At 69.6% G+C, this 17,551-nt stretch carries 3 protein-coding genes (1 of these 3 running past the window's edge); 2 read left to right on the forward strand and 1 reads right to left on the reverse strand.

The window, feature by feature from the left end; genetic code table 11:
- Positions 1 to 13,896, forward strand: partial view of a non-ribosomal peptide synthase/polyketide synthase gene (locus AC1DY7_RS04290; RefSeq protein ID WP_477492416.1) — the final stretch only. 17,016 nt of this gene lie to the left of the window's left edge; 13,896 of the gene's 30,912 nt are visible here — the last part of the coding sequence; its start codon lies off the left edge, out of view; its stop codon occupies positions 13,894 to 13,896.
- Positions 13,893 to 16,874, forward strand: a complete 2,982-nt coding sequence (locus AC1DY7_RS04295; RefSeq protein ID WP_477492417.1) for an MMPL/RND family transporter — start codon at positions 13,893 to 13,895, stop codon at positions 16,872 to 16,874. The genes AC1DY7_RS04290 and AC1DY7_RS04295 overlap by 4 nt, the downstream gene beginning before the upstream one ends.
- On the opposite strand, the gene AC1DY7_RS04300 is transcribed toward AC1DY7_RS04295, so the two are convergent.
- The coding region (locus AC1DY7_RS04300) for an HNH endonuclease signature motif containing protein (protein WP_477492418.1) at positions 16,871 to 17,551 on the reverse strand (681 nt) is incomplete at its 5' end. The two genes, AC1DY7_RS04295 and AC1DY7_RS04300, sit on opposite strands and share 4 nt — an antisense overlap.

Raw genomic sequence — 17,551 nt, forward strand, 5'->3', positions numbered from 1 at the left:
GATTGCGGCCTGCCGACCGCCGGGGTCTGGTCGCAGTGGCATTCACTGGCGTTCGACGTGTCGGTGTGGGAGATCTTCGGCGCGCTGCTGCGCGGCGGCCGCCTCGTCGTGGTGTCGGAGTCGGCGGCGCGTTCGCCGGAGGACCTGCATGCCCTGCTCGTGGCGGAACGGGTCACCGTGCTCAGCCAAACCCCCTCGGCCGCAACGATGCTCCCGACGGCCGGCCTCGGCGATGTCACCCTGGTGGTCGCCGGCGAGGCGTGCCCGGCCGAACTGGTGCAGAGCTGGACCCACGCCGAGGGCGGGCCCGCCCGCACGATGATCAACGCCTACGGCCCGACCGAGGCCACCATCTACGCCGCGATCAGCGCACCGCTGGCAGCCGGGCCCGGGCCGCAAGCACGGCGGGTCCCGATCGGGCGGCCGGTCCCCAAGGCCGCAACGTTCGTGTTGGACAGCAGGTTACGGCCGGTCCCGCTGGGGGTGATCGGCGAGTTGTACCTCGCCGGTGCCGGCGTCGCGGCGGGATACGTGCGCCGCGGTGGCTTGACCGCATCGCGATTCGTGGCCTGCCCCTTCTCCGGTGCCGGCGCCCGCATGTACCGCACCGGGGACCTGGTCCGGTGGCGCGCCGACGGACAACTGGACTACCTGGGCCGCGTCGACGAACAGGTCAAGATCCGCGGCTACCGCATCGAACTCGGCGAGGTGCGCACGGCGCTCGCCGCGCTGGACGGGGTCGACCAGGCCGCGGTCATCGCCCGTGCGGACCGGCCCGGTGACAGACGTCTGGTCGGTTACGTCACCGGTGCCGTCGACCCGGCCGCGGCGCGCGCGATGCTGGCGGACACGTTGCCGGCGTACATGATCCCGTCCGCGGTGGTGCTGCTGCCCGAGTTGCCGCTGACGTCCAACGGCAAGCTGGACACCCGCGCACTGCCGGAGCCGGAGTACACGGCGGGCCGGTACCGGGCTCCGTCCGGTGCGGTCGAGGAGATCCTCGCCGGCATCTACGCCAATGTGCTCGGCACCGACCGGGTGGGCATCGACGATTCCTTCTTCGACCTCGGCGGTGACAGCATCTCGTCGATGCAGGTGGTCACCCGGGCCCGCGCGGCGGGACTGACCTGCCGGACGCGCGACATCTTCGTCGAACAGACCGTCGCCCGGCTGGCGCGGGTCACCGAGATCGCGGGCACCGGGTCCGGACCGGACGACGATGGCATCGGTCCGGTGCAGCCCACGCCCATCATCCGCTGGCTGGCCGAGACACCGGGCCCGGTGGACGAGTTCAACCAGACGATGTCGGTGCACGCGCCGGCCGGTGTCACCGAAGCCGATGTCGTGGTGGTGCTGCAGGCACTGCTGGACCGGCATGGCACGCTGCGGATGTCGTCGCGGGACGGGGCATTGTCGGTGCCCCCGGCCGGATCCGTCGATGCCCGCGATTGCCTGCAGACCGTCGAGGAACTGTCGGACGGGGCGGTGGTGGCGGCGCGTGCGCGGCTGGACCCGGCCGCAGGCAGCATGCTCAGTGCGCTCTGGGTGACCGGCACCGGCCAGTTGGTGGTCATCGTGCATCACCTGGCGGTGGACGCGGTGTCCTGGCGAATCTTGTTGGAGGACATCAACATCGCCTGGGGTCAACACCACGCCGGGCAGCCGGTCGAGTTGCCGGCGGGCGGCACGTCGTTCCAGCGCTGGGCGGCGGTGCTCGCCGAACATGCCGCGCACCCGGACGTCGCGGCGGGGGCACTGGCGTGGCAGCAGGTGTCCGACGTCGCCGCCGTGTTGCCGCCGGTCCAGCCCGGCACCGACACCTTCGCCACCGCGGGTCACCTGTCCGCGCAGCTGGATGCCGAGACCACCGCGATGCTGCTCGGTGAGGTCCCCGCGGCGTTCCATGCGGGCATCAACGACATCCTGCTCATCGCATTCGCCATGGCGACAGCCGAATTCGTGGACGCCGGAGAGGCTCCGGTCGGCATCGATGTCGAAGGACACGGACGCCACGAGGACCTGGGTGGCGATGTCGACCTCACCCGCACCGTCGGCTGGTTCACCACCAAGCACCCGGTGGCACTGACCTCGGGTGCGATCAGCTGGGCGCAGGTGGTCGCGGGCGACGCCACGCTCGGTGCCGCCGTGAAGAACGCGAAGGAACAATTGCGCGCCCTTCCCGACGCCGTCACCTACGGCCTGCTGCGCTACCTCACCGCCGACGCGACCCTGGTCACCCCGGACCCGACGATCGGGTTCAACTATCTCGGTAGGCAAGGCGCCGCGGGGAATCTGCCCGAAACCTTCTGGCGCGCAGGCCAGGACATCGCCCTCGCGCAGACGGCCGCCGCGATCCCCATGCCGCTGATGCACACACTGGAACTCACCGCAGGCACCGTCGACACCGCCGACGGCTCACAACTGCACGCCAACTGGACGTGGGCACCGTCAGCGCTGAACCGGGAGCGGGTCGCCCGGCTCAGCCGGCTGTGGTTCGAGGCACTGGCCGGAATCTGTGCTCATGTGCGCGGCGGTGGCGGCGGCCTGACGCCGTCGGACATCGCGCCGGCCCGGCTGCACCAGCACCAGATCGACGAGCTGTCCGCGCGCCACCAGATCATCGACGTGCTGCCGCTGACACCCGTGCAGCAGGGGCTGCTGTTCCACGCCACCACCGGTGAGGGCGACCTGTACGCCGGTCAGCTGGACATCGGCTTGTCCGGCCGGCTCGACGAACCGCGGCTGCGTGCTGCGGTGCACGCGGTACTGCGCCGGCATCCGAATCTGGACGCCCGCTTCCATCAGCGGTACGGCGAACCGGTGCAGTCCATTCCGGCAGACCCCGCGTTGTCGTGGCGGTACGTGGAGCGCGACGGCGAGGTTGGCCAGATATGCGCCGACGAGCGCGCCGCGGTATGCGACCTGGGCGACCAGCCGGCGTTCCGCGCCGCATTGATCCGGCTGGCGCCGGACCGGTACCGGTTCATACTGACCAATCACCACATCGTGCTGGACGGCTGGTCCATGCCGATCCTGTTGGGCGAGATCTTCGCCGGCTACCACGAGCATCGGCTGCCCGCCACGACGCCGTATCGCCACTACGTCACCTGGCTGGCCGCCCGCGACCGCGATGCAGCGCGGATGGCCTGGGGTGAACTGTTCGTCGGCTTCGACGCGCCCACCATCGTGGCCCCGCCGGAGCCGGGTGCCCGCAACGTCGAAACCTTCACGCTGCCGGCCGAAGTGGCCCGCGAGGTCGCCGGGCTGGCCCGGGCCCGGCGCACCACCGCCAACATCGTCCTGCAGGCCGCGTACGCGCAGGTGCTGTGCTGGTTGACCGGCCGCCACGATGTCGCTTTCGGTACCACGGTGTCGGGCCGTCCGGCCGAGGTCGCCGGGGTCGAATCCATGGTCGGCCTGTTCATCAACACGGTGCCGGTACGCGCGCACATCACCGCGGCCACCACCGCCGCCGACCTGTTGGATCAGCTACAGGGCGCGTACAACCACACCATCGAGCATCAGCATCTGGCGCTCAACGAGATTCACCGCGCCACCGGCCAGGACCAGTTGTTCGACACGCTGTTCGCCTACGAGAACTATCCGGTCGACGCGGGCGTGCTCTCGGGACCGGGCGAACTGGACGTCACCGGGGTGAGCACCCGGGAGTCCACCCACTACCCGCTGTCGGTGCAGGCCCAACCGGGGACCGAGCTCAGCCTTCGCGTCGAATACGACACCGCGCTGTTCGACGCTGCTGGAATCACCGCCTTCGTCAGGCGATTCCAGCGAGTGCTCGCGGCCATGACCGCCGACCCGCACCGCAGGCTGTCCGTGCAGGACACCCTCGACGCCGACGAGCACGCCGCCCTGGATCGATGGAGCGGGCGTGCGGTGCTCACCCGGCGCAGCGCCGGTGCGTCCATACCCGCCCTGTTCGCCGCGCAGGCCGCGCGCACCCCGGACGCGGTGGCCCTCACCTATGGCGACCGTGCGCTGAGCTACCGGGAACTCGACGAGCTGTCGGACGGGCTGGCGCACCGCCTGGCCGGTCATGGTGCCGGCCCGGGACGGGCTGTGGCACTGCTGTTCCCGCGCTCGGCCGATGCGGTCGTGTCGATCCTCGCGGTCCTCAAGTCCGGAGCCGCCTACCTGCCCATCGACCCGGCGCTGCCGTCGACGCGCATGGAGTTCATGCTCGCCGACACCGCCCCCGTTGCGGCCATCACGACCGGTGAGTTGGGGGAGCGGTTGCACGGGCTGGGGATCCCGGTCATCGCAGTCGACGAAGCAATCGACGAAGCGATTGACGTGCAGCGGGTAGCACTGCCGTGGCCGTCCCCCGACGACATGGCGCACATCATCTACACCTCGGGGACCACCGGTGTGCCCAAAGGCGTTGCGGTCACCCATCGCAACGTCACCCAGTTGTTCGACGGTCTGGACATCGGTATCCCGCTGTCCTCGGAGCAGGTCTGGACCCAGTTCCACTCCTGTTCCTTCGACTTCTCGGTGTGGGAGATCTGGGGCGCGCTGCTGCACGGCGGCCGCCTGGTGGTGGTGCCCGACGCGGTGGCCCGCTCCGCGGCGGACTTTCACTCCTTGCTCGTTCGCGAAGGGGTGACGGTCTTCGCCCAAACGCCTTCTGCGGTCAGCATGCTGCCGACGGCGGGCCTGGAGTCCGCGACCCTGATCATCGGCGCCGAGCCCTGCCCGCCGGAACTGGTCGACCGCTGGGCAGCCCGTGGGCCGATGCTCAATGTCTACGGACCGACCGAGACCACCATGTGGGTCACCAAGAGCGCGCCGTTGCGGCCCGGCACCGGTGCTCCGCCGATCGGCTCGCCGGTACCGGGCGCAGCGATGTTCGTGCTCGACGACTGGCTACGCCCGGTGCGACCCGGCGCCATCGGTGAGCTCTACGTGGCGGGCCGCGGCGTGGGGATCGGCTACTGGCGCCGATCCGCCCTGACGGCGACACGATTCGTGCCCTGCCCGTTCGGTGCGGCGGGCGACCGCATGTACCGCACCGGCGACCTGGTCCGCTGGGGCCAGGACGGGCAGCTGCAGTACTTCGGCCGCGCCGACGAGCAGGTCAAGATCCGCGGCTTCCGCATCGAACTCGGCGACGTGCGGTCGGCGCTGGCCGCGGTGGACGGGGTGGAGCAGGCGGTGGTGATCGCCCGCGACAAACGCCTCGTCGGCTACATCACCGGCACCGCCGAGCCGGCGGCGGCCCGCGCCGCGCTGGCCGAACGGCTGCCGGGATACATGGTGCCCGCCGCGATCATCGGACTGGACGCCCTGCCCGTCACGGTCAACGGCAAACTGGACACCCGCGCCTTGCCTGACCCGGACTACGCCGGCGGCCGGTACCGCGCCCCGGGCAGCCCGGCCGAGGAGATTCTGGCCGGCGTCTACGCGCAGGTCCTCGACGTCGACCGGGTCGGTGTCGACGACTCGTTCTTCGACCTCGGCGGCGATTCGCTGTCGGCGATGCGCCTGGTGGCGGCCATCAATGCGGCGCTGAACGTCGAGCTGCCGGTGCGCGCCGTATTCGAAGCGCCCACCGTGGCGCAGTTGGCCGCCCGGCTCGGCGACGGTACCGCTGACGATGCGGGCCGGCTCCAGCCGCTGCGGCCCGCCGAGCGGCCCGCGGTCATCCCGTTGTCGTTCGCGCAGAACCGATTGTGGATCATCGACCAGTTGCACGGCCCATCGGCGGTCTACAACATGGCGGCGGCGCTGCGGCTGACCGGTGGCCTGGATGCGGCGGCGCTGGGCGCCGCACTGGCCGACGTGGTCGCGCGGCACGAGAGCCTGCGCACCGTCTTCGCCGCCCCCGAAGGGACACCGCAGCAGGTCGTCGTTCCCGCGGAGCTGGCCGGCTTCGGCTGGGACGTCATCGACGCCGACGGCTGGTCACCGGCACAGCTACAGGAGGCCTTGGAGGCCGCCGCCCGTGAGCCGTTCGACCTGGCAACCGATATTCCGTTGCGGGTCAGCCTCTTCCGGGTCGCCGACGAGGAGCACCTGATGGTGGCCGTCGTCCATCACATCGCCGCCGACGGCTGGTCGCTGCGTCCGCTGGTGGCCGACCTGGGCGTGGCATACGCCTGCCGGTGCGCGGGCCAGGCGCCGGACTGGGCGCCGCTACCGGTGCAGTACGTGGACTACACACTATGGCAGCGAACACAATTCGGCCTTTTGGAGGACAGCCACAGCAGGGTGGCCGATCAGCTGGCGTACTGGGAGCACGCGCTGGCCGGACTTCCGGAGCGCCTCGAGCTGCCCACCGACCGGCCCTACCCGCTGATGGCGGACATGGCCGGAGCGACGGTTGCCGTCGACTGGCCGGCGGCTCTGCAAGCGCAGATCGCCGAGCTGGCGCGCGCGCAGAACGCGACGAATTTCATGGTGGTGCAGTCCGGACTGCTGGCCCTGCTGTCGATCTTGGGCGCGAGTACCGATGTGGCCGTGGGCTTCCCGATCGCAGGCCGGCGCGACCCGGCCCTGGACGATCTGGTCGGCTTCTTCGTCAACACCCTGGTGCTGCGCGCCGACACCGGCGACGACCCGACATTCGCGGAGCTGCTCGGGCAGGTGCGCACCCGCAGCCTGGAGGCCTTCGAGCACCAGGATGTGCCGTTCGAGGTGCTGGTGGAGCGGCTCAACCCGGTCCGCAACCTGACCCACCATCCCCTGGTGCAGGTCATGCTGGCCTGGCAGAACTTCGCGGGCCAGCACGACCCGGCGACCGGTTCCGGGTTGAAGGGCCTTGATGTCGCCTCGATTCCGCTGGGCACCCAGTCGGCCCGGATGGACCTGACCTTCTCGCTGTCCGAGCGCTGGACCGCGACCGGCGCCCCCGCGGGCATCGGCGGCGAGGTGGAATTCCGCACCGACGTGTTCGACGCCGCCACGGTCGAAGCGATGATCACCCGGCTGGAACGGATTCTGACGGCGCTGACCGCCGATCCGCAGCGCGCGTTGTCGGCGGTCGGTCTGCTCGACGACGCCGAACGCGCGCGCCTCGACGAACTCGGCAACCGGGCGGTGCTCGGCGGAGCCACCGGGGACGCATCCCTGCCTGCGGCGTTCGCCGCGCAGGTGCTGCGCACGCCCGCAGCGCCGGCACTCACCTGCGGTGAGGACACCCTGACGTACGCGGAACTGGACGTCGCGTCCAACCGGCTGGCACATCTGCTGGCCGGTCTCGGTGCGGGTCCGGGACAGACTGTGGCCCTGCTGTTCTCGCGATCGGCCGAGGCGATCGTGTCGATTCTGGCGGTGCTCAAGACGGGAGCGGCCTACCTGCCGGTCGACCCCGCCCTGCCTGCGGCGCGGGTCGGATTCATGCTCGGCGACGCCGCGCCGGTCGCCGCCGTCACCACCGGCGACCTGGCCGACCGGCTCACCGAACACGGAGTGCCCGTCGTCGACGCGCACGATCCCGAGGTGGCGGCACAATCGGCGACGGCGCTGCCGGTGCCGGACGCGTCGGATCTCGCCTACCTGATCTACACCTCGGGCACCACCGGGCTGCCCAAGGGCGTCGCCCTCACTCATCGAAATGTGTTCTCCCTGCTGGATTCCGTGGGCGCGGAGCTGCCGACCGGCGGTGTGTGGAGCCAGTGGCATTCGCTTGCCTTCGACGTCTCGGTGTGGGAGATTTTCGGTGCGTTGCTGCACGGCGCCCGGCTGGTGGTGGTACCCGAGTCGGTGGCGCGCGCACCCGAAGAGCTGCACGCCCTGCTGGTCGCCGAGGGCGTGGATGTCCTCACCCAAACCCCCTCCGCGGCAATGATGTTGTCCGCACAGGGCCTGGAGTCGACGACGCTCGTGGTGGCGGGTGAGGCGTGCCCCACCGAACTGGTCGACCGGTGGGCGGCCGATCACCTGATGATCAACGCCTACGGTCCCACCGAGGCCACCATCTACGCCGCGGTCAGCGCTCCGCTGCACGCGGGCTCCGGGGTGGTGCCGATCGGGAAGCCGGTGCCCGCCGCGGCCTCGTTCGTTCTGGACCAGTCGTTGCGTCCGGTGCCGATCGGCGTGGTCGGCGAACTGTACGTGGCGGGTGCGGGCGTTGCCGCCGGGTATGTGCGGCGCGGCGGGTTGAGCGCGTCGCGGTTCGTGGCCTGCCCGTTCGGCGCGCCGGGGCAACGGATGTACCGCACCGGCGACCTGGTCCGCTGGGGAGCGGATGGGCAGCTGCAGTATCTGGGCCGGGCCGACGAGCAGGTCAAGATCCGCGGCTATCGCATCGAATTGGGCGATGTGCGCACCGCTCTGGCGGCACTGGACGGCGTGCAGCAGGCGGCCGTCATCGCCCGCGAGGACCGCCCCGGCGACAAGCGGTTGGTCGGCTACATCACCGGGACGGCCGACCCGGCCGAGGCCCGGGCGGCGCTCGGTGCGCACCTGCCCTCCTACATGGTGCCTGCCGCGGTGGTGGCCGTGCCCGCACTTCCCTTGACGCCCAACGGAAAACTCGACAAACGGGCGCTTCCGGCGCCGACCTACGCCGACGCCGACCGATACCGCGCACCGGACACCGCCGTCGAGGAGATCCTGGCCGCGATCTACGCCGAGGTGCTCGGGCTGGAACTTGCGGCCGTCGGCATCGATGACCCGTTCTTCGAACTCGGTGGCGACAGCATCATGTCGATGCAGGTGGTGGCCAGGGCAAGGACCGCGGGGCTGGTGTGCCGGCCGCGTGACATCTTCGTCGAGCAGACGGTGGCGCGGCTGGCGCTGGTCGTCACACCGGAAGACGACGCGGCCGACGGTGACCGCGACGAGTGGTCCGGCCCGCTGCCCGCGACCCCGATCATGCGCTGGCTGGCCGCGGTACCCGGCCCCGTCGACCAGTTCAACCAGACCGTGGTGGTGCGGGCCCCCGAGGGCGCCACCCAGGACGAGGCCGCAATCCTGCTGCAGGCCTTGCTCGATCGGCACGCCATGTTGCGCCTGAGGGTGGGCCCGGACTGGGCGCTGTCCGTGCCGCAGGCCGGCGCGCTCGATGCCCGTGACCACCTGTACGCGGTGAGCGAACTGTCCGACGACGCCGTCGTCGCGGCGCGGTCACGGCTGAACCCTGCCGCGGGCATGATGCTGAGCGCACTGTGGGCCGACGCGACCCGCGAGCTGGTGCTGATCGTCCACCATCTCGCCGTCGACGGTGTCTCCTGGCGAATCCTGTTGGAGGATCTGAACATCGCCTGGGCGCAGCACCGCGCGGGCGGGCCGGTCGTGTTGCCCGGCGTGGGCACGTCCTTCGCCCGCTGGGCGCAGATCCTGAACGCCTACGCGGATAGCGCGGAAGTCGCCGCCCAGGCGGATGCGTGGCGGCGGGTCGCGGCCACCCCCGCGTTGTTCGCGGCGGTCCGGCCCGACGTCGACACCTACGCCGGCGCCGGGCGACTGTCTGTCACGCTGGACGACGCCGGCACCGTCGCGGCCCTGCTGGGTGACGTGCCCGCCGCGTTCCACGCCGGCATCAACGACATCCTGTTGATCGCATTCGCCTTGGCGACAGCAGAATTCACCGGGTCGGGAGCCGCGCCGATCGGCATCGACGTCGAAGGCCACGGTCGCCAGGAGCAGCTGGGTCGTACCGTCGACCTGTCCCGCACCGTCGGCTGGTTCACGACCAAGTACCCCGTCGCACTCAGCCTCGGCGAGGTGACCTGGCAGCAGGTACTCGCCGGTGACCCGGCGCTGGGCGCGGCGCTCAAGGACGCCAAGGAACAGCTGCGCGCCCTGCCCGACGGCCTCACCTACGGTGCGCTGCGGTATCTGTCCGCCGACACCAACCTGGCGGGGCCGGACCCGACGATCGGCTTCAACTACCTGGGCCGCCTCGGCGGCGGACCCGAACTGTCCGGCGAGTTCTGGCAGCTTTCCCGGGACGGCGCCGCCGCGACGGAGGTCAGCACCGCGGTGCCGATGCCGTTGATGCACACCGTGGAACTCAACGCCGGCACCGTGGACACCGACACCGGTCCGCAGCTGTACGCCAACTGGACATGGGCGCCATCGGCACTCGATGAGGAGCAGGTCGCGCGGCTGAGCCGATTGTGGTTCGAGGCGCTCACCGGTATCTGTGCGCACGTCCGCGGCGGCGGAGGTGGCCTGACACCGTCGGACGTGGCGCCCGTGCGGATCAGCCGGCTCCAGATCGAGGAGTTGCAGCGGCAGTTCCGCATCGCCGACATCCTGCCGGTGACACCGTTGCAACACGGCATGCTCTTCCACACCGGGCAATCCGGTGCCGAGGGGATGTACGCCGTACAGCTCGATCTGACCGTGGCCGGCGCACTGGACCCGCAGCGGCTGCTCGACGCGACGCACACGGTGCTGCACCGGCACCCGCACGTGGCGGCCCGGTTCATCCAGCGCTTCGGTGAGCCGATGCAAATCATCCCCGCCGATCCGGAATTCGGTTGGACCCATGTGCAATTGGCCACCGAGGACGACATCGCGCGGTTCTGTGCGACCGAGCGTGCCGCCGTCGGGGACCTGGAACACCGGCCGCCGTTCCGGGTTGCCCTGATCAGCACCGCCGAACACCAGCATCGGCTGGTGCTGACCAATCACCACATCGTGATGGACGGCTGGTCGATGCCGATCCTGCTGAGCGAGATCTTCGCCGCCTACTACGGGCAGCGCCTGCCGTCCGCGCCCTCCTACCGGAAGTTCATCGGTTGGCTGGCCGAGAGGGATCTGGATGCGGCACGTGCGGCCTGGTCGGCGGTGCTGGCCGGGCTGGGCACCCCCACCCTGGTCGGGTCGCCGCACCGAACCGGCCAGACCGCGAAAGACGTTCGCAGCTTCCGGCTTTCGGCGACCATCAGCCGAGCGGTCGACGAGCTGGCCCGCTCCCAGCGGACCACCGCCAATGTCGTCCTGCAGGGCGCGTTCGCGCAGCTGCTGGCCGGACTGACCGGTCAGCGCGACATCGTCTTCGGCACCGCCGTGTCGGGCCGGCCCGCCGATATGGCCGGCGCGGACGCGATGGTCGGCCTGATGATCAACACCGTGCCGGTGCGCGCCACGCTCACCTCGACGACCAGCACCGCCGGGCTGCTCGCGCAGCTGCAGCACGACCACAACGCGACCCTCGATCACCAGCACCTCGGACTCGGCGAGATGCACCGGATCACTGGACAGACACAGCTTTTCGACACCTTGTTCGCCTACGAGAACTATCCCGTCCAGACCGGTGCACCCGGCGACGACGAGCTGGCGATCACCGCGTTCACCAGCCACGAGCAGAATCACTACCCGCTGACGGTGCAGGTCGCGCCCGGCCAGGAACTGGGTCTACGCATCGAATTCGACACCCACGTCTTCGATGCGGCCGACATCGATGCGCTGGCGCAACGGTTCGAGCGGGTCTTGGTCGCGATGACGGCCGAACCAGCCGGGCGGCTGTCGTCGATCGACCTACTCGGCGCGGGCGAACACGCCGAAGTGGCCGCACTCACGCGCCGGGGCGGGCAGCCGGCCCCCGAGATATCCCGGTCCCTGCCTGAGTTGTTCGCCGCGCAGGTGGCCCGCACTCCGGCAGCGGGGGCGGTCACCCACTGTGGACGGACGCTCACCTACGCCGAACTCGACGCGGACTCCGACCGGCTGGCGCAGCTGCTGTCCGAACGTGGTGCGGGCCCCGGACAGGCGGTGGCGCTGCTGTTCTCGCGGTCGGTCGAAGCCATCGTCTCGATCCTGGCGGTACTCAAGACCGGGGCGGCCTATCTGCCGATCGACCCGACACTGCCGGCGGAGCGCGTCGAGATCATGCTGGCCGATATCGCGCCCGTCGTCGCGGTCACCGCGGGCGAGTGGGCCGCCAACCTCGGCGCCGTGCCCGTCGTGAACCTCGACGAGGTCGACCTCACAGCCGAACCGCGCACCACGCCTGCGGGGCCCGCGGTCGACGACATCGCCTACGTCATCTACACCTCGGGCACCACCGGCGTCCCCAAAGGTGTGGCCGTCACGCATCGCAACGTCACCGCACAGTTCGACTCACTGCGCGCCGGCCTCCCGCCCGGCCAGGTGTGGACCCAATGCCACTCCTACGCCTTCGATTTCTCGGTGTGGGAGATCTGGGGTCCCCTGCTGCACGGTGGTCGTCTGGTCATCGTGCCGGAATCCGTCACCGCCGACCCAGATGAGTTCCATGCCCTACTGAGCGCCGAGCAGGTCACCGTGCTGACCCAGACCCCCTCGGCGGCAGCGGTTCTGTCGCCGGCGAAGCTGGGATCGACCGCGCTGGTGGTGGGCGGTGAAACCTGCCCCGGCGAGCTCGTGGACCGCTTGGCCGCCGACCGTCCGATGATCAATGCGTACGGGCCGACCGAGGCGACCGTCTACGCGTCGATGACGGCGCCGCTGCAACCGGGCCCGACCGCGGTGTCGATCGGTTCGGCGGTCCCCGGCGCGGAACTGTTCGTGCTCGATCCCTGGCTGCGCCCGGTGCCCCCCGGTGCGGTCGGTGAGTTGTACGTCGCCGGAACGGGCGTCGGCGTCGGATACGTGCACCGGTCCGGTCGCACCGCCGAACGCTTCGTGGCCAACCCCTTCAGCGCGGGCACCCGCATGTACCGCACCGGGGACCTGGTGCGGTGGCGCGCCGACGGGCAGCTGGACCATCTGGGCCGGGCCGACGACCAGGTCAAGATCCGCGGCTACCGGATCGAATTGGGCGATGTACAGACGGCATTGGGCCGAATCGACGGCGTCCGGCAGGCCGCGGTCCTCGCCAGAGAGGACCGGCCGGGGGACAAACGCCTCGTCGGCTACGTCACGGGTGCGGTCGATGCCGTCGCGGTCCGCGCCGCGCTCGCCGAGCGGCTGCCCGCGCACATGATCCCCGCGGCCGTGGTGGTGCTGCCGGAGTTGCCGATCACGGCCAACGGCAAGCTCGACAGCCGCGCCCTGCCCGCCCCGGAGCTGCGCGCGGGTGAGTACGTCGCGCCCGGCAATCCCACGGAGCGGGCGCTGGCCGGCATCTTCGGGACGGTCCTCGGCGTCGAACGGGTCGGCGCCGACGAATCGTTCTTCGATCTGGGTGGCGACAGCATCTCCGCGATGCGTCTGATCGCGGCCATCAAGGCAGACCTCGATGTGGACCTGTCGGTGTCAACCGTCTTCGAGGCACCGACCGTACACGCGATGAGCGAGCGCCTGTCGTCGCCGTCCGCATCCGGGGTGGAGATCGTCCCGGTGCAAACCCTCAAGGGCGGCAACGGTGTTCCGCTGTACTGCCTACACGCCGTGAGCGGACTCAGCTGGCCCTACCAGACGCTCGGCGGCCACCTGGACGGTCCGATCATCGGCATCCAGCAGGCCGGCGGGACGGTCCCGGGATCGCTGCGCGAGATGGCCGCGGAGTATGCGGACCGCATACAGGCCTTGGACCCGGCCGGGCCGTATCACCTGCTCGGCTGGTCGTTCGGCGGTGTCGTCGCCCACGCGGTCGCCGCCGAACTGCAGCGCCGGGGCGCCGATGTCGCACGGCTGATCCTGCTCGACGCCGAGCCGGCGCTCAACGGACACGCCACCCGCGCCGTGGACCGGGCGCAACTCGACGCCGTGGCGGGATCCGAGCTGCCGGGCTATGGCCGCCTCCTCGAGCAGTTGGTGGCGAACTTCGACACCAACGTCGGGCTGTACGGTGCCCACGAAGCCGGCGTGTTCCGTGGCGACATGCTGGTCTTCGCCGCGGAGCGCGACGGGCACGACCGCAGCGCGACGTTGCGGCAGATGTGGCGCCCGCACGCCACCGGTGCGATCACCGTGCATCCGGTCGACTGCACCCATCAGGAGATGCTCAGCGCCGAGGTACTGAGTCGGTATGGCGACCAACTCGCCCGTGAGACGATGTGAGCTTGATCTGGCCGCGCAGGCCGCGCCGTGACCCCGTCGAGAGGTCAGCGGTTGGCGGCATCTTCGAGCGACTGGCACATCTCGTGGTGCGCCGGCCGTGGTGGGTCATCTGCGCCTGGCTGATCCTCGTGGCGGTGCTGTCGGTGGCGGTCCCGCCACTGATGAAACTGGCCAGCGACCGTAATCAGGAACTGCTGCCTGCCAATTCCGCCGTCATGGCCGCGACACGCAACATGACCGCGGCTTTCAACGAACCCGGCATCCAGAACATCGCCCTGGTGGTCCTCACCAACGAGAACGGGCTCACCAAGACGGACGAGGACGTCTACCGCAACCTCGTGGACCGACTGCACCACGAGAGCAACGATGTCGTGATGGTGCAGGACTTCGTCTCGCAGCCACCGCTGCGGGACGTGATGGAGAGCAAGGACCACAAGGCGTGGTTCATCCCCGTCGGCATCACCGGTGAACTGGGGTCGCCCGAGTCCGGGGCCGCCTATCAGCGGGTCGTCACCACGGTGAGCGACACCGTCGCGGGGTCCGATCTGGACATGCACATGACGGGACTGACCGCCACCGTCTCAGAACGCGAAGAGATCGGGCTGCGCGACCTGCGGGTGATCGAGACCGCGACCGTCGCCATGGTGCTGGTGATCCTGCTGGTGGTGTACCGCAACATCGTCACGATGCTGGTGCCGCTGGTGACCATCAGCGTGACGCAGGCGGCGGCCACGCAGGTGGTGGCCGCGCTGGCGCAGATGGGTCTGGCCATCTCGCAGCAGACGCTGGTGTTCATGAGCGCGATGATGATCGGCGCCGGAGTCGATTACGCCGTGTTCCTGATCAGCCGATATCACGAATATCTGCGCCAGGGAGTGGAATCCGATCAGGCCGTGGCCCGGGCGCTCATCGCCATCGGTAAGGTGATCGCCGCTTCCGCTGCGACGGTCGCCGTCACGTTCCTGGGTATGGGCTTCACCTCACTCAAGGTGTTCTCCACGACCGGACCGGCGCTGGCGGTGTCGATCGCCGTGGCGTTCCTGGCGTCGATCACCCTGCTGCCGGCGATCCTCACGCTCACCGGCCGCAGGGGCTGGGTCAAGCCGAAACGCGAGCTCACCAACAAGTTCTGGCGCCGATCCGGGATCAACATCGTGCGCCACCCGGTGGCCCATCTGGTGGGCAGCCTGGTCATCCTGATCCCACTGGCCGCCTGTGTGCTGTTGCTGCACACCAGTTATGACGCGCGTACCTCTCTGCCGGCGGCAGCGGAGAGCAATGTCGGCATGGCCGCGATCGAACGGCACTTCCCGGCCAGCCTCACCGCGCCGCAGTACGTGTTCATCCAGTCCCCGCATGATCTGCGGACCACCAAGGCGCTGGCCGATCTGGAGCAGTTGGCGCAGCGGGTCGCCCAATTGCCGGATATCTCTGCGGTGCGCGGCGTCACCCGCCCCACCGGTGTGCCGCTGGAGCAGGCCACGCTGAGCTACCAGGCAGGCGAGATCGGCAACAAACTCGCGGACGCCACCGCCAAGATCACCGCGAGCACCGACGCCCGGGCGGCGCTCACCGGCGGCGCCGACAAGCTGGCCGACAGCCTCGCGACGGTGCGCGGTCAGCTGACCAAGACCACCGGGGTGCTCGACAATCTGAGCAAGACGCTGTCGGGGATGCGGAACGCGCTCCCGAGTTCCGAGGAGCTGCAGAAGGTCATCGGCCGCGATTCGTTCCTGCCGGACATGGCGCAGTTCAACGATTCGCTGTGGCTCAACGACACCACCCTGGAAACGATGAAGGCCGACCCGAACTGCGGGCTCGACGAGAAGTGCGCCAGTGACCGAGATCGGTTGCAGCGCATGTCGGATGTGTTGCACAAGGTGGGGCCGACCCTGGACGCAGCCACCAAAGCCATGAACTCCCTGGGCCTGAGCGGCGGGTCCGGCGGACCGGGCGGCGGATCCGGAGGACTCCAGAAGCAACTGTCCTCTCTCGACCAGGGGGCCGCCGCACTGGCCGAGGGCAGCCGCAAGATCGCCGACGGAGTGCGGATTCTCGACGATCAGACCAAACAGCTCGGCGAAGGCCTGTCGCGCGCATCGGCCTTCCTGCTGTCGATGAAACTCAATGCGAAAGATCCCGGCGCGGCGGGTTTCTATGTGTCCCCCGAGATTCTGGGCAATGATCGCTTCAAGGATCTGGTCAAGGTGTTCATGTCCGCCGACGGGCATTCGGCCCGCTACCTGGTCGAGTCCAGCCTCAACCCGTATGACACCACGGCGATGGATCAGGTGAAGACCATCCTCGCCACGGCGCGGGGTGCGCAGGTCAACACGTCGCTGGCCGATGCGTCGATATCGATGTCCGGCATGACGCCGTACTACAGCGAGCTGCGCGACTACTACAACCACGACCTCGAGTTCATCGTCCTGATGACCGTCGTGGTGGTGTTCCTGATCCTCGTCCTCCTGTTGCGGGCAGTGGTGGCACCGCTCTATCTCGTTGGCACGGTGATTCTTTCGTGCCTGTCGTCGTTGGGCATCGGCGTCATCGTGCTGCAGCTGATCGGTGGCCAGTTCATGTCCGCCAGCACACCGGGGATGGCGTTCATCGTCCTGGTGGCCGTCGGTGCCGACTACAACATGCTGTTGATCTCCCGAATACGCGACGAGTCCCCGCACGGCATCCGGTCCGGTGTCATCCGCACGGTGCGCTCCACCGGCAGCGTGATCACCTCGGCGGGCATGATCTTCGCCGCGCCCATGTTCGCGATGCTGTTCAGCAGTATCGGCTCAATGGTGCAGGGCGGCTTCATCATCGGTGTCGGGCTGTTGCTGGACACCCTGTTGGTGCGCACCATCACGGTGCCCGCCCTCGCGGTGCTGGTGGGCAAGTACAACTGGTGGCCGTCCGGCCGCGCCAAACCCCGCGCATCGGAGCACGCCGACCCGCCGCCACTGGAGCTGCAGGACGCCTAGTTGTCGCTGGGTGGGGGTGGTGGTTCGAATGGTGTGTACCACCACCATTGGGCGCGTTCGCCGGTCGGCCCTTTGTAGGGTTCGACGTCCGGTGGTGGGGTTGTGGGTGGTCGGGCCAGTGATCCGCGGTTCAGAGGTTTTCCGGCGTCGTCGGTGACGACGAGCCGGTCGGCGGGCCCGGTGATCGTGATGCCACCGCGGTGATGCAACCGGTGGTGGTAGGGGCAGAGCAGGATCAGATTGTCGAGTTCGGTGGTGCCGCCGTCTTCCCAGTGGGTGATGTGGTGGGCGTGCAACCCGCGGGTGGCGCCGCAGCCGGSGACCGCGCAGCAGCGGTCGCGGTGCTCCAGCGCGCGGCGTAGTCGGCGGTTGATGGTGCGGGTGGCCCGTCCGGCGCCGATGGGTTGGCCGTCGCGGTGGAACCASACTTCGCAGGTGGCGTCGCAGAGCAGGTATCGGCGGTCTTCGTCGGTCAGGACGGGSCCSAGGTGTAGGGCGGCGGGYTGGTCGATGTCGACGTGCACGATGACGGTGGTGTGYTGGCCGTGGGGGCGGCGGGCGACGTCGGCGTCCCAGCCGGCGTCGACGAGGCTCATGAACGCRTCCACRTTGGTGGGGAACGGAACGTCACCCTGGTGGTCGGCGATCAGTTTGTCGCGGTGGGATTGGTGTGCGGC

The sequence above is a fragment of the Mycobacterium sp. P2_H7 genome, from assembly GCF_056403275.1.